The sequence below is a fragment of the Enterobacter sp. 302C9 genome (assembly GCF_034106085.1).
In the GTDB taxonomy this organism is placed as follows: Bacteria; Pseudomonadota; Gammaproteobacteria; order Enterobacterales; family Enterobacteriaceae; genus Enterobacter; species Enterobacter asburiae_B.
Genome location: NZ_JAWNBW010000003.1, coordinates 121,391 through 143,357, shown reverse-complemented (window position 1 = coordinate 143,357; position 21,967 = coordinate 121,391). Strand labels below are relative to the sequence as shown.

The 21,967-nt window shown below is 56.9% G+C and carries 21 protein-coding genes and 1 other RNA gene; 8 read left to right on the top strand and 14 right to left on the bottom strand.

What is annotated here, in order from left to right; all coding sequences use genetic code 11:
• Window positions 1-119 precede the first annotated feature (119 nt).
• The 8 genes from pflB to garL all read right to left on the bottom strand — a co-directional run bounded on the left by pflB (window position 120) and on the right by garL (window position 9,815).
• Window positions 120-2,414 carry a formate C-acetyltransferase gene (pflB, locus tag UR289_RS08620; RefSeq protein ID WP_217071858.1) on the bottom strand — a complete coding sequence of 765 codons (2,295 nt, stop codon included), beginning with the start codon at window positions 2,412-2,414 and terminating at the stop codon, window positions 120-122.
• Window positions 2,415-2,429: 15 nt separating this feature from the next.
• A complete protein-coding gene (gene tdcD / locus UR289_RS08615; protein WP_246948216.1) occupies window positions 2,430-3,638 on the bottom strand; it encodes a propionate kinase in 1,209 nt (402 codons plus the stop codon).
• Window positions 3,639-3,668: 30 nt separating this feature from the next.
• Window positions 3,669-5,000, bottom strand: a complete 1,332-nt coding sequence (gene tdcC / locus UR289_RS08610; protein WP_320709740.1) for a threonine/serine transporter TdcC — start codon at window positions 4,998-5,000, stop codon at window positions 3,669-3,671.
• Window positions 5,001-5,009: 9 nt separating this feature from the next.
• On the bottom strand, window positions 5,010-5,999 hold the full coding sequence (tdcB, locus tag UR289_RS08605; protein WP_032640996.1) for a bifunctional threonine ammonia-lyase/L-serine ammonia-lyase TdcB: 990 nt from the start codon (window positions 5,997-5,999) through the stop codon (window positions 5,010-5,012).
• A gap of 100 nt (window positions 6,000-6,099) precedes the next feature.
• Entirely contained in the window at window positions 6,100-7,020 is a 921-nt protein-coding gene (tdcA, locus tag UR289_RS08600) for a transcriptional regulator TdcA (RefSeq protein WP_008501504.1), read from the bottom strand.
• A 676-nt stretch (window positions 7,021-7,696) separates the two neighbouring features.
• Window positions 7,697-8,073, bottom strand: an RNA gene (gene rnpB / locus UR289_RS08595) — RNase P RNA component class A.
• Window positions 8,074-8,132: 59 nt separating this feature from the next.
• A complete protein-coding gene (garR, locus tag UR289_RS08590) occupies window positions 8,133-9,023 on the bottom strand; it encodes a 2-hydroxy-3-oxopropionate reductase (RefSeq protein ID WP_047060279.1) in 891 nt (296 codons plus the stop codon).
• Between the two features lie 21 nt (window positions 9,024-9,044).
• Window positions 9,045-9,815: a 2-dehydro-3-deoxyglucarate aldolase gene (gene garL / locus UR289_RS08585; RefSeq protein WP_320709737.1), complete on the bottom strand. Its 771-nt coding sequence runs from the start codon at window positions 9,813-9,815 to the stop codon at window positions 9,045-9,047.
• A 373-nt stretch (window positions 9,816-10,188) separates the two neighbouring features.
• On the opposite strand from garL, the gene garD reads away from it, so the two are divergent.
• Window positions 10,189-11,760: a galactarate dehydratase gene (gene garD / locus UR289_RS08580; RefSeq protein WP_033146732.1), complete on the top strand. Its 1,572-nt coding sequence runs from the start codon at window positions 10,189-10,191 to the stop codon at window positions 11,758-11,760.
• Between the two features lie 153 nt (window positions 11,761-11,913).
• Here the strand turns inward: garD and rsmI are convergent, their stop codons facing one another.
• Complete coding sequence (gene rsmI / locus UR289_RS08575) at window positions 11,914-12,777, bottom strand: 16S rRNA (cytidine(1402)-2'-O)-methyltransferase (protein ID WP_023309315.1); 864 nt, start codon at window positions 12,775-12,777, stop codon at window positions 11,914-11,916.
• Between the two features lie 62 nt (window positions 12,778-12,839).
• On the opposite strand from rsmI, the gene UR289_RS08570 reads away from it, so the two are divergent.
• From UR289_RS08570 to dolP, 4 genes are read left to right on the top strand one after another with little or no spacing between them, the layout of a single operon-like run.
• Entirely contained in the window at window positions 12,840-15,002 is a 2,163-nt protein-coding gene (locus UR289_RS08570) for a penicillin-binding protein activator (RefSeq protein WP_320709736.1), read from the top strand.
• Window positions 14,960-15,355, top strand: a complete 396-nt coding sequence (locus UR289_RS08565; protein ID WP_320709735.1) for a YraN family protein — start codon at window positions 14,960-14,962, stop codon at window positions 15,353-15,355. Before UR289_RS08570 ends, UR289_RS08565 begins: the two co-directional genes overlap by 43 nt.
• Before the next feature lie 21 nt (window positions 15,356-15,376).
• Entirely contained in the window at window positions 15,377-15,967 is a 591-nt protein-coding gene (gene diaA, locus UR289_RS08560) for a DnaA initiator-associating protein DiaA (protein WP_003861754.1), read from the top strand.
• Window positions 15,968-15,976: 9 nt separating this feature from the next.
• Entirely contained in the window at window positions 15,977-16,552 is a 576-nt protein-coding gene (gene dolP, locus UR289_RS08555; protein ID WP_029739641.1) for a division/outer membrane stress-associated lipid-binding lipoprotein, read from the top strand.
• Between the two features lie 67 nt (window positions 16,553-16,619).
• Here the strand turns inward: dolP and UR289_RS08550 are convergent, their stop codons facing one another.
• Window positions 16,620-17,657 (bottom strand): permease, encoded by a 1,038-nt coding sequence (locus UR289_RS08550; RefSeq protein ID WP_064673360.1) that lies wholly within the window; start codon window positions 17,655-17,657, stop codon window positions 16,620-16,622.
• 40 nt (window positions 17,658-17,697) lie between these two features.
• On the bottom strand, window positions 17,698-18,342 hold the full coding sequence (locus UR289_RS08545; RefSeq protein ID WP_033146736.1) for an NAD(P)H-binding protein: 645 nt from the start codon (window positions 18,340-18,342) through the stop codon (window positions 17,698-17,700).
• A 128-nt stretch (window positions 18,343-18,470) separates the two neighbouring features.
• On the opposite strand from UR289_RS08545, the gene UR289_RS08540 reads away from it, so the two are divergent.
• Window positions 18,471-18,989 carry a type 1 glutamine amidotransferase domain-containing protein gene (locus tag UR289_RS08540; RefSeq protein WP_023333577.1) on the top strand — a complete coding sequence of 173 codons (519 nt, stop codon included), beginning with the start codon at window positions 18,471-18,473 and terminating at the stop codon, window positions 18,987-18,989.
• On the opposite strand, the gene UR289_RS08535 is transcribed toward UR289_RS08540, so the two are convergent.
• Entirely contained in the window at window positions 18,969-19,403 is a 435-nt protein-coding gene (locus UR289_RS08535; protein WP_048974680.1) for a YhbP family protein, read from the bottom strand. The two genes, UR289_RS08540 and UR289_RS08535, sit on opposite strands and share 21 nt — an antisense overlap.
• 14 nt (window positions 19,404-19,417) lie before the next feature.
• Here UR289_RS08535 and UR289_RS08530 point away from each other — a divergent pair, with 14 nt between their 5' ends.
• The gene (locus tag UR289_RS08530; RefSeq protein ID WP_112778141.1) at window positions 19,418-19,747 is read left to right on the top strand and encodes a GIY-YIG nuclease family protein; all 330 of its coding nucleotides are present in this window, start codon (window positions 19,418-19,420) and stop codon (window positions 19,745-19,747) included.
• Here UR289_RS08530 and UR289_RS08525 read toward each other — a convergent pair.
• Both UR289_RS08525 and ubiT read right to left on the bottom strand, forming a co-directional pair.
• Complete coding sequence (locus tag UR289_RS08525; protein WP_023309324.1) at window positions 19,734-20,237, bottom strand: GNAT family N-acetyltransferase; 504 nt, start codon at window positions 20,235-20,237, stop codon at window positions 19,734-19,736. The two genes, UR289_RS08530 and UR289_RS08525, sit on opposite strands and share 14 nt — an antisense overlap.
• The gene (ubiT, locus tag UR289_RS08520) at window positions 20,231-20,755 is read right to left on the bottom strand and encodes a ubiquinone anaerobic biosynthesis accessory factor UbiT (protein ID WP_029739636.1); all 525 of its coding nucleotides are present in this window, start codon (window positions 20,753-20,755) and stop codon (window positions 20,231-20,233) included. Before ubiT ends, UR289_RS08525 begins: the two co-directional genes overlap by 7 nt.
• A 211-nt stretch (window positions 20,756-20,966) precedes the next feature.
• Here ubiT and ubiU point away from each other — a divergent pair, with 211 nt between their 5' ends.
• Complete coding sequence (gene ubiU / locus UR289_RS08515) at window positions 20,967-21,962, top strand: ubiquinone anaerobic biosynthesis protein UbiU (protein WP_023309326.1); 996 nt, start codon at window positions 20,967-20,969, stop codon at window positions 21,960-21,962.
• The last annotated feature ends 5 nt before the right edge of the window (window positions 21,963-21,967 follow it).

Below are 21,967 nucleotides of genomic sequence, written 5' to 3'. Positions count from 1 at the left end.
AAAGCAGGCGTATTGTTTTTCAAGAGCGGATGAATATGTGTGAGTAATTATATAAACAATTTTGTATGTTTAGCGGGCAAAAAAATGCCCCCAGGGTGAGGGGGCATGAGCACTCGCGATTAGATAGAGTGGGTAAACGTCCTCGAAATCACATCCTGCTGCTGCTCGCGCGTCAGGGCGTTAAAACGCACCGCATAGCCTGAAACGCGGATCGTCAGGTTCGGGTAATTCTCGGGATGCGCGATGGCATCGAGGAGCATTTCCCGGTTCATGACGTTGACGTTCAGATGCTGCCCGCCCTCAATGGACGCTTCGTGATGGAAGTACCCGTCCAGCAGCCCCACCAGGTTGGTTTTGCGCACCAGCTCGTCCTTGCCCAGCGCCTGCGGCACGATGGAGAAGGTGTAGGAGATCCCGTCTTTCGCGTAGGTGAACGGCAGCTTGGCCACCGACGTTAGCGAGGCCACGGCCCCTTTTCTGTCGCGGCCGTGCATCGGGTTCGCACCAGGGGCAAACGGCGTGCCGCCGCGGCGTCCGTCCGGCGTGTTCCCGGTCTTCTGGCCGTAAACCACGTTGGAGGTGATAGTCAGAATCGACTGGGTTGGCACCGCGTTGCGGTAGGTTGGCAGCGCCTGAATTTTCTTCATAAAGCGCTCCACCAGGTCGCAGGCGATGCTGTCCACGCGGTCGTCGTTATTGCCGTACTGCGGATAGTCCCCTTCAATCACGAAATCGACCGCCAGACCGGTGTGGTCGCGCACCGGCTTCACCGTGGCGTATTTAATGGCCGACAGGGAATCCGCCGCCACCGACAGCCCGGCAATGCCGCAGGCCATGGTGCGATAGACGTCGCGGTCGTGCAGCGCCATCAGCGAGGCTTCGTAGCTGTACTTATCATGCATGTAGTGAATGAGGTTCAGGGCGCTGATGTACTGCACCGCCAGCCAGTCCATAAAGTGATCGAGGCTCGCCATCACGGTATCGTAATCCAGCACGTCGTCCAGCAGCGGCTCGGTTTTCGGGCCGACCTGGATCTTCAGCTTCTCGTCCACCCCGCCGTTGATCGCGTACAGCAGCGTTTTGGCGAGGTTGGCGCGCGCGCCAAAGAACTGCATCTGCTTGCCGATCACCATCGGGCTGACGCAGCAGGCAATGGCGTAGTCGTCGCTGTTGAAGTCCGCACGCATCAGATCGTCGTTCTCATACTGCAGCGAAGAGGTGACGATCGACACCTGCGCGGCGTATTTCTTGAACGCGATCGGCAGTTGTTCAGACCAGAGGATCGTCAGGTTCGGCTCCGGCGCAGGCCCCATGGTGTGCAGGGTATGCAGATAGCGGAAGCTGTTTTTGGTCACCAGCGTGCGCCCGTCCAGCCCCATGCCGCCGATCACTTCCGTCGCCCAGATTGGATCGCCGGAGAAGAGCGTGTCGAACTCCGGCGTGCGCAGGAAGCGCACCATGCGGATCTTCATGATGAAGTGGTCAATCAGCTCCTGCGCCTGGACTTCATTCAGCCTTCCTGCCTGCATGTCGCGTTCAATGTAGATATCGAGGAACGAGGCCGTGCGCCCCAGCGACATCGCCCCGCCGTTCTGGGATTTCACCGCTGCAAGATAGGCAAAATAGACCCACTGCACCGCTTCCTGGGCGTTCATCGCCGGACGTGAAATATCAAAGCCATAGTTCGCCGCCATCTGCTGGATCTGCAGCAGCGCGCGCCTGTGCTCCGCCAGCTCTTCACGCAGGCGGATCGTCGCCTCCAGATCTTCACCGCGCTCCAGCCTGCCCTGCAGATCGGCAAACTGCAGTTCGCGCTCGCGCACCAGATAAGCGATCCCGTATAGCGCCACGCGGCGATAGTCACCGATGATGCGTCCGCGCCCGTAGCCGTCCGGCAAACCGGTCAGCACGCCGGATTTACGGCAGCGCATCATCTCCGGGGAGTAGACGTCAAACACGCCCTGGTTGTGGGTTTTGCGCAGGTCGGTAAACAGGTATTCGAACTGCGGATCCATCTCCCGGCCATAGGCTTCGAACGAGCTGCGGATCATGTTGATCCCGCCATAAGGATGCAGCGCGCGCTTGAGCGGCTTATCGGTTTGCAGGCCGACGATCGTCTCCAGATCCTGGTCGATATAGCCCGGCCCGTGGGCCGTAATCGTGGTGGCGATGTTGGTGTCGAAATCCACCGGGGCGTGGGTGGCATTCTCCTGGCGAATGCCGACCATTACCTTCTGCCACAGCGCCGTCGTTGCTGGCGTCGCCTGCGCGAGGAAAGCTTCATCGCCTTCATAAGGGGTGTAGTTATGCTGAATAAAATCGCGGACGTTGACGGCGTTTTTCCATTCTTCACCGCGAAACCCGGCCCATGCGTCGCTGTAGGGCGCGACGCCCGTATCGATAGTTACTTTCATGTGTTTCTCGCTTTATCAGGCGTAAGCCGCGGCCGGGGTAACCTTTCCAAGACGGAGGGCGTCCAGCGCGATCATTTTTTCTTCGTTGGTAGGGATAACCGCGCAGGCCACGCGGGACGACTCGGTGGAGATCACGCGCTCACCCGCGCTGCCAGGCAGGGCATTTTTGGCGTCGTCGAGGCGGATGCCGAACACTTTCAGATGTTCCGCCACCAGCGCGCGGACAAGCTTCGAGTTTTCGCCAATGCCGCCGGTAAAGACCACCCCATCCAGGCGGTGCAGCGACGCCGCGTGCCCGGCGATATGTCGCGCAATGCGGTGAACAAAGGTGTGTATTGCCAGCTGTGCCCGCTCATTGCCTTCGTGCCAGGCTTTCTCCAGCGCGCGTAAATCGGAGGAGATGCCGGAGATCCCCAGCAGCCCGGACTCTTTATTGACCACGCGCTCCAGATCCTCGAACGACTGGCCGGTCTGCTGGGCAATCCACGCCATCGCGCCGAAGTCCACGTCGCCGCAACGCGTACCCATCACCAGCCCTTCCAGCGGCGTCATCCCCATCGAGGTGTCGACGCTTTCGCCGTTGCGCACCGCGCAGATGGACGCCCCGTTGCCGAGATGGGCAATCACCAGGCCGCTGTCGTCGGGGGACAGCCCGAGAAGCGTATGCGCCTGTGCGGCCACGTAGCGGTGAGAGGTGCCGTGGAAGCCGTAGCGGCGCACGCCCAGCTCTTCAAAATAGCGGTACGGCAATCCGTACAGATACGCCTGCGGCGGCAGCGTCTGGTGGAAGCTGGTATCAAATACCGCGACCTGCTGCACGCCCGGGAACAGGCGCTCTGCCGCTTCCACGCCGCTCAGGTTGGCGTAGTTATGCAGCGGTGCCAGCGGGGAGACCTGGCGAATCTGCGCGATCGCCTCTTCCGTGATCAGGGTCGACTCGCTGAAGAGATTTCCCCCATGCGCAATGCGGTGGCCAATTAAGGCCACGCTGCTCATCAGGTTACGCTTCTCCAGCTCCAGGGCGATGGCAGCCAGCGCCCCTTCGTAGTCCTGGTGAGCCAGTCTGGCTGGCTCACCCCCGTTCACGGAAATAAAGGCCTTCTCGGTGTTGATCCCGTCTGCAATGCCCGTCATCAGGGCATCGCAGCTGCTGGCGTCGAGCACCGAAAACTTAACAGAGGACGATCCGCAGTTAATAACCAGTACAACCGGAAACTCAATCATCATGTGACTCCGCTCTTCCTGAGCAATGGGTTAGAACAGTTTGTAAACGATATTCAGAATGGTCAGCAGGCCGACCGCGATAACGAAGATGTTCTCGGTACGCCCTTTGTACTTCGCCAGCGCCGGTGCTTTGCGGATGGCATACATCGGCAGCAGGCACAGCAGAGAGGCAATGATTGGCGCCCCCATGGCTTCAATAAGGTCCAGAATGTTCGGGTTGGCATAGGCCACAACCCAGGTGGAGCCCATGATGAACACCATGCTGATGGTGTTCAGTTTGCCAACAGAAACTTTCTTCTTATCGCCCTTGTAGCCGAACTTAAGGATCAGGCCGTTCAGCCCTTCCAGCGTGCCCAGGTAGTGACCGAAGAAGGATTTGAAGATAGCCACCAGCGCGATGATGGAGGCACCGTATTCCAGTACCGTTGCGAACGTCGATTTGGTTCCTGACATTGACGCAAAGTGGTTCGCCAGGTAGGAGAGCACCGGAATGTTCTGCGCCTTGGCGTCCGCCATGTTCTGCGGAGAGAGCGTAAACAGGCAGCTAAAGGCGAAGAACATCACCACGGCCACCATCAGCATGCTGGCGCGACCGATGATTTTGGAACATTTCTGCTCGGTGAACGCTTTCCCGAACTCCGGCTCGTACTCTTCGCGCTTGGAGACCACAAACGAGGAGACGATAGGCGAGAAGTTGAAGGAGAAGACCATGATGGAGATACCCAGCCACACCGTTACCAGAATGCCGTCATGACCGGTAAAGGCGATATCGCTCAGGTTGACCTGGTCGATCACCGCCGAGTTCCAGTAAGGGATCAGCGACAGGGAAATCAGCACCAGGCTGGCGATAAACGGGAACACCAGGAAGCTCATGACCTTCACCATCAGGTCTTTACCAAACCAGATAACAAAGGCCATCAGCAGCAGCAGGAACAGCGCCACCACGCCGCGGTTCAGCGCAGGCAGCTGGAGCTGGTTTTCCCAGAAGGTCATAAAGGTGTTGGTAATGGTGACGCCGTAAATCCAAAGCAGCGGGCAAATGGCGAAGAAGTAGAGGAAGGTGATCACCACCCCACCGGTTTTGCCAAAGTGCTCTTCCACCGTTTCGGTGATGTTGCCGGAGACGTTGCTGCCGGAGAGGCACAAACGCGCCAGCGCGCGGTGGCAGTAAAACGCAATCGGGAACGCGAGAACCAGCATCAGCAGGATAGGGATCAATCCACCAAAGCCTGCACGAATGGGGAAGAACAGCACGCCTGCGCCAATGGCGGTACCAAACAGGCCGAGCGTCCATGTGGTATCAGACTTACGCCAGGAGGACGTTTTTGTCTGGCCAACGATAATGCTTTCAGTGTTGCTCATAGGTCACCTTTATGCGTCAACGAAGCCGGTAATTTGGGAAACACGGGAGAGATCGATATTGCCGCCGGAAATAATGCAGACGGTTTTACGACCCTGAATATAGTGGTCAAGCTTGCCGCTTAATAACGCGGCACAGGCCAGCGCGCCGGCGCCTTCCGTCACCACTTTATTTCGCTGAATAAGCGCAATCATGCTGTCGCGAATGTTGTCTTCGCTGACCAGCACAATGTCATCAACCAGTTCGCGAACAATTTCGAACGGTAAATTACCGGGACGAGAAACATCACAGCCGTCGGCCAGCGTGCCGGTAACGCGATGGCTCATTATTTCCCCGGCCTGGTACGATGCCGCCATGCCGTGAACATTTTCTGACTGCACGCCGATGATATTAATGGTGGGGTTGATGGATTTAATTGCCGTCGCAATCCCGGCAATTAAACCGCCGCCGCCGATAGGCACAATAACGTTATCCACGTCGTATAAATCTTCGAGAATTTCCAGACCGATGGTGCCCTGCCCGGCAATCACTTTGGCGTCATCGTACGGCGGAATAAAAATACGCCCTTCCATCTCGACGATTTCGCTGACTTTAGCGATGGTGTCGTTGAAGTTCTCGCCGTGCAGCACAACTTCCGCCGAGTAGTCCCGCGTCGCGGCCACTTTAGACTTCGGCGCGCCCATCGGCATCACCACTTTGCCGTCGATGCCAAGCATCGCGCAGGAGAGGGACACACCCTGCGCGTGGTTTCCCGCGGAGCAGGCGACAACGCCTTTGCGTTTTTCAGCGTCGGTCAGCGAGCTTAATTTGTTAAACGCGCCGCGGATCTTAAACGAGCCGGTACGCTGCATGTTCTCAAACTTCAGGAATATTTCGCCCTTGCAGCGTTCGCTAAGATAATTAGAGCGCGGCATACCTGTTTTATATATTTTTCCTGCCAGTCGTTTTCTGGCGTCCTGAATATCTTCAATCGTTACCGGGAGATCGTAGGTAATATGCATAATATCCTCGTTATAATAATTCATTCTTTTCAGGCAAAGTCAGGGTATCAGAGCGTTACAGAGATAAGCTCTGGGTGTTTTTAAAATGATTACTTATTATTCATCGTCGTCTTTCGATATTCATCGACGAATACTGTTTTGCCAGCTCAACTAATACTGACGCCGATTTTTTAATCCTGTAATTTTTTGACCACACGGCGGCATAACGTGCCACGGGTAATTCATCTTCTACGGGCAGCACAATAAACTGGTCAGAACCGAACGGTGCAATCATGTCGCGGGGAATCACCGTCAGATAATCGGCATTCAGGACAAGGTTATAAATGGTGACGACAGAATCGGTCTGGACGATGTTTTCGATGCTGATGTGGTTGTCTTGCAGGGTGGTCAGAAGTTCTTTGTAGTAGCCCATATCGGTTTGCGGCATCACCCACTGCTCGTGCGTGAGCGATGCCAGTGTCGTCGGGCCGGTGCACGTTCGCGTTTTGCTGGCGACCAGCACAAACTCGGACTCAAACAGCGGTTCGACGTGCAGATCCTGCAGCAGCATTTCATCACTCAGCGTGCCGATAGCGAAATCCAGACGACCGTCGCGAATAGCCGGAAGGAAAGAGGAGAGCTGGGCTTCATACATCGAGACGCGTGCTTTCGGGAACACTTCCTTGAATTTTTTGATCATCTCGGACAGGAAGGTAAAGCCGATCAGCGACGGGTAGCCAAAGGAGACGTCCATGACGGTACTGAAGCTCAGGCTGTTAATCTCACTCACCATGTTTTTCATTTCGCGGGTGATCGACTCTGAGTACGAGAGCAGGACCTGGCCCGCGGCAGTGAGTTTTACGCCGGTGTTTTTACGCACCATCACTTCCACGCCGAAGTAGGATTCAATATCGCTGATGATTTTGCTGACGGCGGGTTGCGTCAGGCCAAGCTGTCTTGCTGCAGAACCTATGGAGCCACTTTTAATGACTTCCTGAAATACCACGAGGTGCTGTGTTTTCGGTAGAATAATAGTGTTCATAATATTCTGCGCTTATTTCCCTATGACGGAGAGAATTCTACCTAATAGTGTTTAAGGGGGTATGTGCTGTCACTCACAATTTGCTTTTCCGCACGTTTTACAGGAACAATGACAACCAAAAAACATATTTATTATCAATAAGATGAATAAGTAAGGCCACACCATTACGCTGATATCGATCAATAAAATCAGTAGTAATAAATTTATTTTATGGCGATAACCTTGATAAATTTTCCTGCGTTAAAAAAATCAATAAAGACGATCTTTCAGGCAATTAAAGACCAATAAATAACCGCTATTTGTTTGAAACATTCTTTCAGTTTATTAAATTTTTCCGATGCGAATTTTCAGGTTTGCGGAAAAGAGTGGAATGCGTCACATATTCACGGGAGAAATGTATTTGATTTCAATATATGCATATCAAACGAGAAAAGATTCTCGATCATATAGGTAACAAACATAACAAATTATCAATACTAAAAATCGTGTGTTTTTTAGCGCGAAATTTTGTGATGGCGATCGTCTACAGGTACAGGAACGATACGAAAGGTATAAAAGCAGTGAAATGTGCTTAATGTCGCAAATATGAGAATTGATGTCGTTTGTCCGGCGCTGCGCTTACCCGGTCAGCAACACCCGGAAAGCAAAAAACCCGCCGAGGCGGGTTTTTTTAAGAAGTTGAAGCTGACCGATAAGCCGGGTTCTGTCGTGGACAGTCATTCATCTAGGCCAGCAATCGCTCACTGGCTCAAGCAGCCTACCCGGGTTCAGTACGGGCCGTACCATGTGAACCCCTATTTGGCCTTGCTCCGGGTGGAGTTTACCGTGCCACGGACTGTTACCAGCCGCGCGGTGCGCTCTTACCGCACCCTTTCACCCTTACCTGATCCCGCTTGCGCGGGCCATCGGCGGTTTGCTCTCTGTTGCACTGGTCGTGGGTTTCCCCCCCAGGCGTTACCTGGCACCCTGCCCTATGGAGCCCGGACTTTCCTCCCCTCCGCCCGTCTCCCCCGAAAGGGACGACGACGAAGCGGCGACTGTCTGGTCAGCTTCGGCGCGCAGTATAGAGGGTTTGCGCGCCGCTGTCACCCTCAGGTGTGGGCAAGGCGTGATTAACGCGCCACTTCCACCTTTGCCAGTTTTTCGTAGTAGCACGCAATCGCGCTGTGATCGGCCGTGCCCAGGCCATCCGCACGCAGCGCCTGCATCATCTCCATGACCGCCGCGGTCAGCGGCAGCTGCGCGCCTACGCCGTGTGACGTATCCAGCGCGTTCGCCAGATCTTTAATGTGCAGGTCGATGCGGAAACCGGGTTTGAAATTACGATCCATCACCATCGGCGCTTTGGCATCCAGTACGGTACTGCCCGCCAGACCGCCGCGAATGGCCTGATAGACCAGGTCCGGATTAACGCCCGCTTTGGTTGCCAGCGTCAGCGCTTCGGACATGGCGGCAATGTTCAGCGCCACAATCACCTGGTTGGCCAGCTTGGTCACGTTACCCGCCCCGATGTCTCCGGTATGCACCACCGAGCCCGCCATGGCTTTCATCAGGTCGTAGTATCTATCGAAAACGGCTTTATCTCCGCCGACCATCACCGACAGCGTGCCGTCGATCGCTTTCGGCTCACCGCCGCTGACCGGCGCATCCAGCATATCGACGCCCTTCGCTTTTAACGCCTCGCTGATTTCACGGCTTGCAAGCGGCGCAATAGAACTCATATCAATCAGCACCAGGCCCGGCTTCGCACCGTCGATAATGCCGTTCTCACCCAGCGCAACCTCTTTAACATGCGGGGAGTTGGGCAGCATGGTGATGATGACATCGCACTGCTCGGCAATGGCCTTCGCGGTGGTGGCCGTTTCAGCGCCCGCCGCTATCACCTCTGCCACGGCCTGCGGATTGTGATCGGATACCACCAGTGAGTAACCCGCTTTGATGAGGTTCTTACTCATTGGTTTACCCATGATCCCCAGGCCAATAAAACCCACTTTCAGCGTCATAATCTGTTTCCTCAATGATGGTTATTTTTTAAAAGCGTCGGCTAATTTCTGCGTGGCCGAGCGGAAGACCCCGAGGTCGCTGCCGACGGCAACAAACGTGGCTCCCCACTCCAGATAGCGACGGGCGTCAGCCTCAACCGGCGCCAGAATGCCGCACGGTTTGCCGTGAGCTTTAGCGCGGGCAAAGATGTGCTGGATCGCGCGCTGCACGTCAGGGCGGCTGGCATTACCCAGATGGCCAAAGGCGGCCGCCAGATCGCTCGGGCCGACGAAGATACCGTCCACGCCGTTTGTGGCTGCAATCGCGTCAACGTTATCAACGCCCTGCTGGCTCTCGATCTGAACCAGAATAGTGATGTTGTTATTCGACTGCGTGAAGTAGTCCGGCACGGTGCCAAACATATTGGCGCGATGCGAAACGGAAACGCCGCGGATCCCTTCTGGCGGATAGCGCGTTGAGGCTACGGCCAGGGCCGCTTGTTCTTTCGTCTCCACAAACGGGATCAGGAAGTTGTAGAAACCGATATCCAGCAGGCGCTTGATAATTACCGGCTCGTTAGTTGGCACGCGCACTATCGGGGCGCTGGGGCTGCCTTTCAGCGCCATCAGCTGCGGAATAAAGGTGCTGATATCGTTCGGCGCATGTTCGCCGTCCAGCACCAGCCAGTCAAAACCGGCCAGGCCCAGCACTTCGGTGCTGATAGGGTTTGCCAGCGCGGACCAGCAGCCAATCTGAATCTGGTGTGCCGCGAGGGCCGCTTTAAACTTATTCGGGAAGATATCGTTACTCATCGTATTTACCTTTTTAATTCGCAGCCTATATCAGCATCATTTTATTTATCCAGACACCGCACCAGCATTATATTTATTATTCTGACGTATTTTGGCGTTATAAAATCGTCATTCAGTATAAAACGCAACCCACGACCGCACATTGTTTTAATGCTCAAGCATTGCGTAACATTTCAAAGAATTTTTTTGCATATGCACAAGGCGCTGGGCGCTAATGCACAGAATCAGGCATTACCGGTTCTGGAGCGATCGCGATCACATTTTCATATCCCCTATGCTGACATGCTTTAATTCTGAAAGCCGCGTATTTATTTCTACCATTAGAAAATTGGCTGAATTTATTATCAGACACTTTGCTGGAGAATACTGAACAATGGCCGACATTGAAATTCGACAGGCATCGCCGACGGCGTTTTATATAAAAGTCCACGACACCGATAATGTGGCGATAATTGTCAACGACAATGGCTTAAAAGCGGGCACCCGCTTTCCGGACGGGCTGGAACTGATTGAGCATATTCCGCAGGGACATAAGGTCGCCCTGGTGGATATCCCTGCTAACAGCGAAATCGTACGTTACGGTGAAGTCATCGGCTATGCCGTTCGCTCTATACCGCAGGGCAGCTGGGTTGAGGAGTCGCTGGTGGCGCTGCCGGAAGCGCCGCCGCTGAACACGCTTCCGCTGGCGACCCGCGTGCCGGAACCGCTTCCTCCGCTGGAGGGCTATACCTTCGAAGGCTACCGCAACGCGGACGGCAGCGTCGGCACCAAGAATCTGCTCGGCATTACCACCAGCGTGCACTGCGTGGCGGGCGTAGTGGATTACGTGGTGAAAATCATCGAACGCGATCTGCTGCCGAAATACCCGAACGTCGACGGCGTGGTGGGCCTGAACCACCTCTACGGCTGCGGCGTGGCGATTAACGCACCCGCTGCGGTAGTGCCGATCCGCACCATTCACAATATTGCCCTCAACCCGAACTTTGGCGGCGAGGTGATGGTAATTGGTCTGGGGTGTGAAAAATTGCAGCCAGAGCGCCTGCTGCAGGGCACCGAAGATGTGAAAGCCATTCCGGCAGACGAGGCCAGCATCGTGCGCCTGCAGGACGAACGCCACGTGGGTTTCCGCTCAATGGTCGACGATATCCTGCAGGTGGCTGAACGCCATCTGGACAAGCTCAACAAGCGCCAGCGCGAAACCTGCCCGGCGTCTGATTTGGTAGTGGGAACACAGTGCGGCGGCAGCGATGCCTTCTCCGGCGTGACGGCCAACCCGGCGGTGGGCTATGCGTCCGATCTGCTTGTTCGCTGCGGCGCCACGGTGATGTTCTCCGAGGTGACCGAAGTGCGTGACGCCATCCATCTGCTCACGCCACGCACCGTTAATGAAGAGGTCGGCAAGCGCCTGCTTGAGGAAATGGCCTGGTACGATAGCTATCTCGATATGGGCAAAACCGACCGCAGCGCCAACCCGTCTCCGGGGAACAAAAAAGGCGGCCTCGCGAACGTGGTGGAAAAAGCCCTTGGTTCGATTGCCAAATCCGGCCAGAGCGCGATTGTGGAAGTGCTCTCTCCGGGCCAGCGCCCGACCAAACGCGGCCTGATCTACGCGGCAACGCCGGCCAGCGATTTCGTCTGCGGCACGCAGCAGGTGGCGTCCGGCATTACGGTACAGGTCTTTACCACCGGGCGCGGCACGCCGTACGGCCTGATGGCGGTGCCGGTGATCAAGATGGCGACCCGTACCGAGCTGGCAAACCGCTGGTATGACTTAATGGACATCAACGCGGGCACCATCGCCACCGGAGAAGAGAGCATTGAGGACGTGGGCTGGAAACTGTTCCACTTCATTCTGGATGTCGCAAGCGGGCGGAAGAAAACCTTCTCCGACCAGTGGGGGCTGCATAATCAGCTGGCGGTGTTTAACCCGGCACCGGTGACGTGATTTTTCGCACCACATCTATCCCGCATTTAGGTAACCCGCCGGACACGCCGCAAACCTTCCAGGTTGAGGCGATACCTGTTGGCTAAATGACGCATAACGATCTGCAGGCCGGGTTAGGCTCAGCCGCCACCCGGCAAAACAGGCGGCAGGGGCTTACTCCCCCTGCTGCTCCAGCGCATGCTTGTACAGCGCATTTTTCTTCACGCCGTGAATCTCCGCCGCCAGCGCAGCGGCCTTCTTCAGCGGTAGTTCCGCCTGCAGCAGCGCCAGCGTGCGCAGCGCATCGGCAGGGAGCGCGTCTTCCTGCGCCTTATGCCCTTCGACAATCAGCACCATTTCACCCTTGCGGCGGTTTTCGTCTTCCTTCACCCACGCCAGCAGTTCACCCACCGGCGCGCCGTGGATCGTTTCCCAGGTTTTGGTCAGCTCGCGCGCCAGCACCACGTAGCGGGCTTCTCCCCAGACGGTCACCATATCTTCCAGGCTTTCCAGCAGGCGGTGCGTGGATTCGTAGAAAATCAGGGTGCGCGGTTCCGCTTCCAGATCTTTTAACACGTCACGGCGGCCTTTGGATTTGGCAGGCAGGAAGCCTTCATAGCAGAAACGGTCAGACGGCAGACCCGCGGCGCTCAGCGCAGCAATGGCAGCGCACGGCCCCGGCAGCGGCACAACGCGAATACCGGCTTCACGACAGGTACGCACCAGGTGATAGCCGGGATCGTTGATCAGCGGCGTACCGGCGTCGGAGACCAGGGCAATGTTCTGCCCCTCTTTCAGCTTCGCCACCAGCGTTTCGGCTTTTTGTTGCTCATTGTGATCGTGCAGAGCAAACAGACGGGCGTTAATCGCGAAATGTTGCAGCAGCAGGCCGGTGTGGCGGGTATCTTCAGCAGCAATTAAATCAACAGCTTGCAGTACAGTGAGCGCACGTTGGGTAATATCAGACAAATTCCCGATAGGAGTAGGTACAATATAAAGCTGGCCTTGAGAATTATCTGCCGTTTCGTGTTGTTTCATTGTTTCGTCCGTATTGCCGATTTAATATTGAGCATTGCGTAAAAAAAATCACTGGATACAGTATGGTACCGTTAACGTTTCTTCGAAAAAAAGCCACGCGCAGCGTGCCGCTTCTGCTGGCAGCCCTGATCTTTGCAGGCTGTGGCACCCAGGCACCTGACCAGAGCACCACCCATCTTCAGGGGTCTGCTCAGGCTGATTCTGGCTTTTATCTGCAACAAATGTCGCAGAGTTCAAATGATACCAAGACCAACTGGCAATTACTCGCCATTCGTGCACTGCTGAAAGAGGGTAAAACCCAGCAGGCAGCCGAACTGTTTAACCAGTTGCCAAAAGATCTTAACGACGCCCAGCGTCGTGAGCAGAGCCTGCTCTCTGCCGAGCTGAAGGTCGCGCTGAAAGATTACGCCGCCGCGAAGAAGATCCTCGGTGACATTGACGTGAGCGCGCTGGATAAAAATCAGCAGGCTCGCTTCTGGCAGGCGGGCATTACCGCTGAGCAGGGGCGCCCTTCTCTCACGCTGCTCCGCGCCCTCGTCGCGCAAGAGCCGCTGCTCGGCGGTGCCGATAAGCAAAAAAATATTGATGCCACCTGGCAAGCGCTTGCCTCGATGACCCAGGAACAGGCGCAGGCGCTGGTCATCAACGCCGATGAAAACGTCCTTCAGGGCTGGTTGGATCTGCAGCAGATGTGGTTTAACAACCGCAGCGATCCAAAGATGCTGAAAGCCGGTATTACGGACTGGCAGACGCGCTACCCGCAAAACCCGGGGGCGAAAATGCTGCCAACCCAGCTGGTAAACGTGCAGAACTTTAAGCCAGCGTCCACCAGCAAAATCGCCCTGCTTCTGCCGCTCAACGGCCAGGCGGCGGTGTTTGGCCGTACCATTCAGCAGGGCTTTGAAGCCGCGAAAAACGGTACCACTTCGGTAACCGGCAGCGCGGTTCCCGCGCAGGCGGCCCAGGCGGCTAACGTGAATGATGTGGTCAGCCCGTCCGCAGCGGAGACCAGCGATCTGACCACGGCGCAAGCGCCGGCGCAGGGTACGATGCAAAACCCGGTGACGGCCCCGACGACGCCTCCGGCTACAGCAGCACCTGCTGCGGCAGCCCCAGCTACTCAGGCTCCGGCCGAGACGCAAGCGGCACCAGCACCTGAAGCGACAGCAGAACAGCCTCAACCGCAGCCTGCACAACCCGCGGCCCAGCCTGCTGCGCAGCCGCAGACCGTGGCAACCACCAGCGCCAACCCGGGCGCTGAGGTGAAAATTTACGACACCAGCTCGCAGCCGCTTGACCAGGTTCTGGCGCAGGTTCAGCAGGACGGGGCGAGCATCGTTGTCGGTCCGCTGCTGAAAAACAACGTGGAAGAGCTGATGAAGAGCAATACCACGCTGAACGTGCTGGCGCTCAACCAGCCTGAGCAGGTTCAGAACCGGGCCAATATTTGCTACTTCGCGCTTTCCCCTGAAGATGAAGCCCGCGATGCGGCGCGCCATATTCACGAGCAGGGTAAGCAGGCTCCGCTGCTGCTCATCCCACGCAGCGCGCTGGGCGATCGCGTGGCTAACGCCTTTGCCGATGAGTGGCAGAAGCTGGGCGGCGGCGTGGTGCTGCAGCAGAAATTCGGTTCCGTCTCTGAACTGCGCGCGGGCGTAAACGGTGGAGCGGGTATCGCGCTTAACGGCAGTCCTGTCACCGCGAGCATGCCGCAGCAGCAGGGCGTGACGATTGGCGGCCTGACGATCCCTGCCCCGCCTACCGACGCGCAGATTAGCGGTGGCGGTAAAGTGGATGCGGCCTATATCGTTGCCACGCCGCAGGAGATCGCCTTTATCAAACCGATGATCGCGATGCGTAACGGCAGCCAGAGCGGCGCAACGCTCTACGCCAGCTCGCGCAGCGCGCAGGGCACCGCAGGCCCGGATTTCCGTCTGGAAATGGACGGTCTGCAGTACAGCGAAATTCCGATGCTGGCAGGCAGCAACCCGGCGCTGATGCAGCAGGCGCTGAGTACCGTACGTAACGATTATTCGCTGGCGCGTCTGTATGCGATGGGTGTCGATGCATGGGCGCTGGCGAACCACTTTACCCAGATGCGTCAGGTGCCGGGCTTTGAGCTTAACGGCAACACCGGCGATCTGACCGCGACTCAGGATTGCGTGATCAACAGGAAGTTATCATGGCTCAAATACCAGCAGGGGCAAATCGTCCCGGCCAGTTAAGCCGTAAAGAGACCGGCGATGCGTGGGAGTTAAAGGCGCGTCGCTGGCTCGAAGGCAAAGGACTGCGCTTTATCGCCGCTAACGTCCGCGGGCGCAGCGGCGAAATTGATCTGATCATGAAAGAGGGTCAGGTCATCGTGTTTGTAGAAGTCCGTTTTCGACAGTCCTCCCGTTTTGGCGGTGCTGCCGCCAGCGTGACGCTCGCCAAACAACATAAATTATTACAGACTGCCCACTTGTGGCTTGCCCGCCATAATGGGAGCTTTGATACTGTGGATTGCCGGTTCGATGTGATAGCCTTCACCGGAAATGAGATCGAATGGCTTAAAAACGCTTTTGGCGAAGACGCATAATTAAGATTTAAAAGGGATAACGTGCTCGAAAGAATTAAAGTGTGCTTCACAGAAAGCATCCAGACTCAGATTGCCGCGGCGGAAGCCCTTCCGGATGCTATCTCGCGTGCCGCAATGACGCTGGTGCAATCCCTGCTTAATGGCAACAAAATCCTCTGTTGTGGCAACGGCACGTCAGCCGCCAACGCACAGCATTTTGCTGCCAGCATGATCAATCGCTTTGAAACAGAACGCCCGAGTTTACCCGCCATTGCACTTAATACCGATAATGTGGTCTTAACGGCGATTGCTAACGATCGTCTGCATGACGAAATTTACGCAAAGCAGGTGCGAGCCCTGGGTCATGCGGGAGATGTGCTGCTGGCCATCTCCACGCGCGGCAACAGCCGGGACATTGTCAAAGCCGTTGAAGCCGCCGTCACCCGCGACATGACAATCGTGGCCTTAACCGGCTATGACGGTGGTGAGCTGGCGGGTCTGCTTGGGCCGCAGGATGTGGAAATCCGCATTCCTTCTCACCGAAGCGCGCGTATTCAGGAGATGCATATGCTTACGGTGAACTGCTTATGTGATTTGATCGATAACACGCTTTTCCCTCACCAGGATGATTAAGGAGTTCTTATGAAGGCTTTATCGACCCTCGCAGTCCTTATGTCTGCATTACTGCTTCAGGGATGTATCGCTGCGGCCGTTGTGGGTACCGCCGCGGTAGGCACCAAAGCGGCAACCGATCCACGCACCGTGGGGACACAGGTGGATGACGGTACGCTGGAGCTGCGCGTCAACAGTGCGCTGTCGAAAGACGAACAAATCAAGAAAGAAGCGCGTATCAACGTGACGGCTTATCAGGGCAAAGTGCTGCTGGCAGGCCAGGCGCCGAATCTGGAGCTCGCCTCTCGCGCGAAACAGATTGCGATGGGCGTCGAAGGGACCACAGAGGTGTTTAACGAAGTGCGCCAGGGCAAGCCAATTGGCCTGGGTGACGCCTCTTCCGATACCTGGATCACCACCAAAGTGCGTTCCCAGCTGCTGGGCTCGGACCAGGTGAAATCCTCCAACGTGAAAGTGACGACTGAAAACGGCGAAGTGTTCCTGCTGGGTCTGGTGACCGACCGTGAAGGGAAAGCGGCGGCGGATATCGCCAGCCGTGTGAGCGGCGTGAAGCACGTCACCACCGCGTTTACTTACATCAAATAAAAAAAATCCCCTCGCTTGAGGGGATTTTTTTGTAGGCCCGGTAAGCGCCAGCACCACCGGGCTTTTTTTACATCAACGCAATACTGCCCACAATCACCCCGCTCAACGCCACCAGCCCTGCGGTCAGCCACAGCGCTTTCGCCGGGAACGACTTACGCAGCATGATAAGCGACGGCAGGCTTATCGCCGGCAGCGTAATCAGCAGCGCCAGCGCCGGCGCGGTGCCCATACCGGCCAGCATCATGGTCTGAACAATCGGGATTTCCGCCGCCGTTGGGATCACAAACAGGCAGCCCGCAACGGCCATCGCAATGACCCACATCAGCGTGTTGTCGATAGCGCCATCCGCATGCGGGAAGAGCCAGACGCGCGCCGCCCCCAGCACCAGTACCGCCAGGATATAGACCGGGATGGTGCTCCAGAAAAGCTGCCATAGCGCCCTGCCCCAGCGCGCAAAGAAGCCCCCCTGCGGCTCGCTGACGTCCAGCTCAACGGCTGCGGGTTCTGCGGCAGTATCCTTCACCAGTTTTTGCACCAGCGTCGCCACCACCAGCACGGTCAGCAGCCCGGCGACCAGGCGGATGAACGCGAAATGCCAGCCCAGCACAAAGCCCATAAATACCAGCGTTGCCGGGTTGAGCAGCGGGTTCCCCATCCAGAACGCCAGCGCGCCGCCCATCGATACGCGCTGACGACGCATCCCTGCGGCCACGGGCGCGGCGCAGCAGGAACACATCATGCCCGGCAGGGAGAAAATCGTCCCCAGCAGCGTGCCCTGAAAGCGCGGCTGCCCAAGGGTTTTCACCAGCCAGTTACGAGGGATAAGCACCTGAATCAGCGAGCCCAGAATGACGCCTAAAACGGCGGCCTTCCAGACGGCAAGGAAGTAGACCATGGCATAGTCCCACGCCGCCTGCAGCGGGCTGGAATCAGCCTGTGCGAGAATAGATTTACCGATGCTGTGCGTTTCGGCGGCAGTGAAGGCTTTGCCGTAGTACGGCTGCCATTTCACGTACCAGAGGCCAACAATGACCACGAGAAAGAAGAGTGCGGGCTTCCACCATTGGACAGGTGTTGCCGCCTGAGATGAAGACTGACCAGTCATAGCATTCCCCGGAGAGTATTAGGTTATTAGCCGGGGGAGTTTACGCCTCGCCCTGCGCGATTTCACGCAGTTTTGCCGAAGGGATAATGTTAACACCCGCTTTCGACGGGGCCAGCCCCTCTTTTAGCATCGCGCGCGCGACGTCCCGCGCCTCGATGGATTTCCAGTTGCCGGGAAGAATGCGAAACAGCGGGGCAAATATCGACTCGTTAAACCGGCGTTCATCCCGGTGGCCGATCAGCATCGAAGGGCGCACAATCGTCAGCTGTTCCCATTTCTGCGCTATCAGCGCATCCTCCATCTTGCCCTTCACCTTGTTGTAGAAGAAAGGCGATCCGGCACTGGCGCCCAGCGCGCTGACCACCAGAAAATGTTTGGCGCCCAGCTTTTTCGCCGTGAGTGCGGTATCCACCACCAGCGTATAGTCGGCGTGGATAAAGGCCTCTTTGCTGCCCGCCTCCCGCCGCGTGGTGCCCAGACAGCAAAAGGCGATATCAATGGGATCCTGCACCTGCGCCAGCGCGTCGGTCAGCTGAGGATCGTGCGGATTAAAGACGCCGGATAAGTCCGCCAGCGGTCGACGCGTCGGGGCGGCGATATAGTTCACGCGGCGATCCTGAATCAGCAGCCGCAGCAGATGATCGCCCACTAACCCGGTAGCACCCGTAATCAATACCTGACTCATCTTTTCCCCTTTACAGAATTGTCCGTTTGCGAACTCAGCGTCGTCGACCACACTTAGAAGTCTGTTACAGGTAAGTATTTACCACAAGCGGAGAAAAATCAGTCTGAAGCCAAAACAACGGAGGAAGCATGGGCAAGAAAATCGCAGTCTTGATTACCGACGAGTTTGAAGATTCAGAATTCACCTCTCCAGCAGAGGCGTTCCGCAAGGCGGGACATGAGGTCATCACCATTGAGAAAGAGGCGGGCAAAACGGTGACAGGCCATAAGGGCGAAGCGACCGTGACCATCGATGAAACCATCGATAACGTTAGCCCCTCAGATTTCGACGCTCTGCTGTTACCCGGCGGCCATTCCCCGGATTCCCTGCGCGGGGACGAGCGCTTCGTGACCTTCACGCGGGATTTTGTCTCGACCGGCAAACCGGTCTTTGCCATCTGCCACGGCCCGCAGCTGCTCATCAGCGCAGAAGTGGTCCGCGGGCGAAAGCTTACCGCCGTGAAACCGATCGTTATCGATCTGAAAAACGCGGGGGCCGAGTTTTACGATCAGGAGGTGGTCAACGACAAAGACCAGCTGATCACCAGCCGAACCCCGGACGATCTCCCGGCGTTTAACCGCGAAGCGCTACGCCTCCTCGGCGCGTAACCAGTGCAGCTTCTTGCCAAAGCCCAGGGTGTTGTCGGTAAATTTCAGCTCATCGAGGCGGATTTCCCACACCGGGGCTTTTAGCGCAGCGGCAACGGGAAAGCGGCGCGTGTAGAGCTTACGGCGCGCGTCGCTCTCTTCACCATCCAGACGACGGATCTCCCCTTTAAACTGCACGCCGCGGATCAGCGCGACCGTTTTCGGCTGGCCGTTTACCGTGCCTGCCACCTTTGCCTGCTGGCCGGTCATCTGCGCATGACGCGTTTTGTCTTCACTCATGACATAAAAAGCCACGCGCTCAGGGTCATAGTAGTAAAACGCATTTGCGCACCACATCTCACCCTCGTCACAGACGCACCAGGTGACAACATGCTGCTTCGCCAGCCAGCGGTTAATGGCGGCCAGTGTTTCCATTTTCGTTCTCTCTCATGCTATGGTGCGTTCACCTTAACATACTGAATCCGTTTACCGTGTGCTGGTTTCTCTATCTTGTCCGAACCGCTGATAACGCCCTCTACACCGGGATCACCACCGATGTGGCGCGGCGTTTTTTACAACATCAAACGGGGAAAGGGGCAAAAGCGCTGCGGGGGAAAGGGGAATTACAGCTCGCCTTCTCAGCGGCCGTCGGCGACCGATCGCTGGCGCTCAGGCTGGAATACCGTATCAAGCAGCTGACGAAGCGCCAGAAAGAGCGCCTCGTGAACGGAGACGGCTCCTTTGAGGCGCTGCGCGAGAGCCTGATTAAAAGCGATTGAAATGGTCGTGATACTCGACCAGGCCATTGACGCCGTTGAGCGCGTCGTCCGCCAGTCGATGGACCTGGAAAGCAGATTCCGTACCCGGCCAGCGACAGCGCAGATCGTAATGCGCGGCCTGCTCAAAGCCTAAACGGCCATAGAACGCCGGATCGCCCAGCGTGACCACGGCGGCATAGCCAAACTCGTTGAGCGAGTCCAGCCCTTCATAGACCAGCTGGCGCGCCAGACCTTGCCCGCGATAGCTTTCATCTACCGCCAGCGGCGCCATGCCTACCCACTGCAGCTCTTCGCCCTGGACGATGACCGGACTGAAGGCAACATAGCCCACCACCTGACCTTCGTCATCGGTGGCAACCAGCCCCAGCGTAATCAGGCCGTCTTCGCGGAGGTCGTGGACCAGTTGGGCTTCGGCATCGCTCGCAAAGGCGCGGCGTAACAACGCATCGATCCCCGGCGCATCAATCCCAATTTCGACTCGAATCAGCATGGCTCACCTACTGAAGTGTGTTTACCGTCCGGCGGGGTTTTCAGCCCGGCCTCAACGAAATCTGCCATTTGCATTAACATCACGCGCAGCGCTTTTGGCATCTGCTCCAGCTCAATGGCATCCATTAAATTCTTCACGTACAGGCCCAGCTCCGTGTCGCCTTCAATTACCAGACGGCGCTGGAAGAAGAGCGTATCCGGATCCTGCTTGCGCGCGGCGATCATCAGCAGATCGCTGGCGTTGGCGCTAAAGCTCACATCCGCGTCGGCGGATTCGCGTACGATCAGCTGGTCATTCTCAACGGAGGTAAACCAGCGCAGCCCGATGTCACGCACCTCAATGCTTAACCAGCGGCCTTCCAGGAACTCCAGCTCGCCGTCCTGCAGCGCCTGGCGGAACTGCCAGCTCAGGACCTGCTCCAGCACCTGGCGTTTAAGCGCGAACGGTGCCAGCTTGACCGGCACGCTCAGCATTGATGGACCAAATTGTACGAGACGTGAACGCAGTTTATCCAGCACGAGCTTTACTCCCTGATATCTATAGTCCTGCTATTTTGCCATATCCGAAGCGCAACATAGCGGCGTAAATCAACAAACCGTCGTCAGCCGTACCTCATTATTGGTGTCATCAATACGCCATTAGCTGCCTTAAATCAAAAATTGTCGCGTATGGGTTAATTAAAATCCCAGCTCGTTAACAATTTTGCGATCGACTACATCAGGATAAATTATGGAGCTGCTCTGCCCTGCCGGAAACCTTCCGGCGCTTAAGGCGGCCATCGAAAATGGGGCCGATGCGGTCTATATCGGGCTGAAAGATGACACCAACGCCCGCCATTTTGCTGGCCTCAACTTTACGGAGAAAAAGCTTCAGGAAGCCGTTAACTTCGTTCACCAGCACCGCCGCAAGCTGCATATCGCCATCAATACCTTTGCTCATCCTGACGGCTACGCCCGCTGGCAGCGCGCGGTGGATATGGCGGCACAGCTGGGGGCCGATGCGCTGATCCTGGCCGACCTCGCCATGCTTGAGTATGCGGCAGAACGCTATCCCCATATTGAGCGCCACGTCTCTGTTCAGGCATCTGCCACCAACGAAGAGGCGGTGCGTTTTTATCATCAACACTTTGACGTGGCCCGCGTGGTGCTGCCGCGCGTGCTCTCTATTCATCAGGTTAAGCAACTCGCGCGCGTCACGCCAGTGCCGCTGGAAGTTTTTGCCTTTGGCAGCCTGTGCATCATGGCCGAAGGCCGCTGCTATCTTTCCTCTTATTTAACCGGAGAATCGCCGAATACCGTCGGGGCCTGTTCCCCTGCCCGCTTTGTTCGCTGGCAGCAGACCCCGCAGGGGCTGGAGTCTCGCCTGAATGAGGTGCTGATTGACCGCTACCAGGACGGGGAAAACGCCGGTTATCCCACCCTGTGTAAAGGCCGCTATCTGGTCGACGGCGAGCGCTATCACGCGCTGGAGGAGCCGACCAGCCTCAACACGCTGGAGCTGCTGCCGGAACTGCTGGCGGCCAATATTGCCTCGGTGAAAATTGAAGGACGTCAGCGCAGCCCGGCCTATGTGAGCCAGGTAGCGAAAGTGTGGCGTCAGGCCATCGACCGCTGCATGGCGGACCCGCAGAACTACGCTCCACAGCAGGCCTGGATGGAAACGCTCGGTTCGATGTCCGAAGGCACGCAAACCACGCTTGGCGCGTATCACCGTAAATGGCAGTGAGAAAA

Bases quoted from the DNA above. Each gene is read 5' to 3' on its own strand.
- UR289_RS08540 (WP_023333577.1), top strand. From the start codon at position 18,471: ATGGGCAAGAAAATCGCAGTCTTGATTACCGACGAGTTTGAAGATTCA.
- UR289_RS08535 (WP_048974680.1), bottom strand. From the start codon at position 19,403: ATGGAAACACTGGCCGCCATTAACCGCTGGCTGGCGAAGCAGCATGTT.
- UR289_RS08570 (WP_320709736.1), top strand. From the start codon at position 12,840: ATGGTACCGTTAACGTTTCTTCGAAAAAAAGCCACGCGCAGCGTGCCG.
- garL (WP_320709737.1), bottom strand. From the start codon at position 9,815: ATGAGTAACGATATCTTCCCGAATAAGTTTAAAGCGGCCCTCGCGGCA.
- UR289_RS08525 (WP_023309324.1), bottom strand. From the start codon at position 20,237: ATGCTGATTCGAGTCGAAATTGGGATTGATGCGCCGGGGATCGATGCG.
- tdcA (WP_008501504.1), bottom strand. From the start codon at position 7,020: ATGAACACTATTATTCTACCGAAAACACAGCACCTCGTGGTATTTCAG.
- tdcB (WP_032640996.1), bottom strand. From the start codon at position 5,999: ATGCATATTACCTACGATCTCCCGGTAACGATTGAAGATATTCAGGAC.
- ubiU (WP_023309326.1), top strand. From the start codon at position 20,967: ATGGAGCTGCTCTGCCCTGCCGGAAACCTTCCGGCGCTTAAGGCGGCC.
- tdcD (WP_246948216.1), bottom strand. From the start codon at position 3,638: ATGATTGAGTTTCCGGTTGTACTGGTTATTAACTGCGGATCGTCCTCT.
- pflB (WP_217071858.1), bottom strand. From the start codon at position 2,414: ATGAAAGTAACTATCGATACGGGCGTCGCGCCCTACAGCGACGCATGG.
- UR289_RS08530 (WP_112778141.1), top strand. From the start codon at position 19,418: ATGCTATGGTGCGTTCACCTTAACATACTGAATCCGTTTACCGTGTGC.
- garD (WP_033146732.1), top strand. From the start codon at position 10,189: ATGGCCGACATTGAAATTCGACAGGCATCGCCGACGGCGTTTTATATA.
- dolP (WP_029739641.1), top strand. From the start codon at position 15,977: ATGAAGGCTTTATCGACCCTCGCAGTCCTTATGTCTGCATTACTGCTT.
- UR289_RS08550 (WP_064673360.1), bottom strand. From the start codon at position 17,657: ATGACTGGTCAGTCTTCATCTCAGGCGGCAACACCTGTCCAATGGTGG.
- UR289_RS08565 (WP_320709735.1), top strand. From the start codon at position 14,960: ATGGCTCAAATACCAGCAGGGGCAAATCGTCCCGGCCAGTTAAGCCGT.
- garR (WP_047060279.1), bottom strand. From the start codon at position 9,023: ATGACGCTGAAAGTGGGTTTTATTGGCCTGGGGATCATGGGTAAACCA.
- rsmI (WP_023309315.1), bottom strand. From the start codon at position 12,777: ATGAAACAACACGAAACGGCAGATAATTCTCAAGGCCAGCTTTATATT.
- UR289_RS08545 (WP_033146736.1), bottom strand. From the start codon at position 18,342: ATGAGTCAGGTATTGATTACGGGTGCTACCGGGTTAGTGGGCGATCAT.
- tdcC (WP_320709740.1), bottom strand. From the start codon at position 5,000: ATGAGCAACACTGAAAGCATTATCGTTGGCCAGACAAAAACGTCCTCC.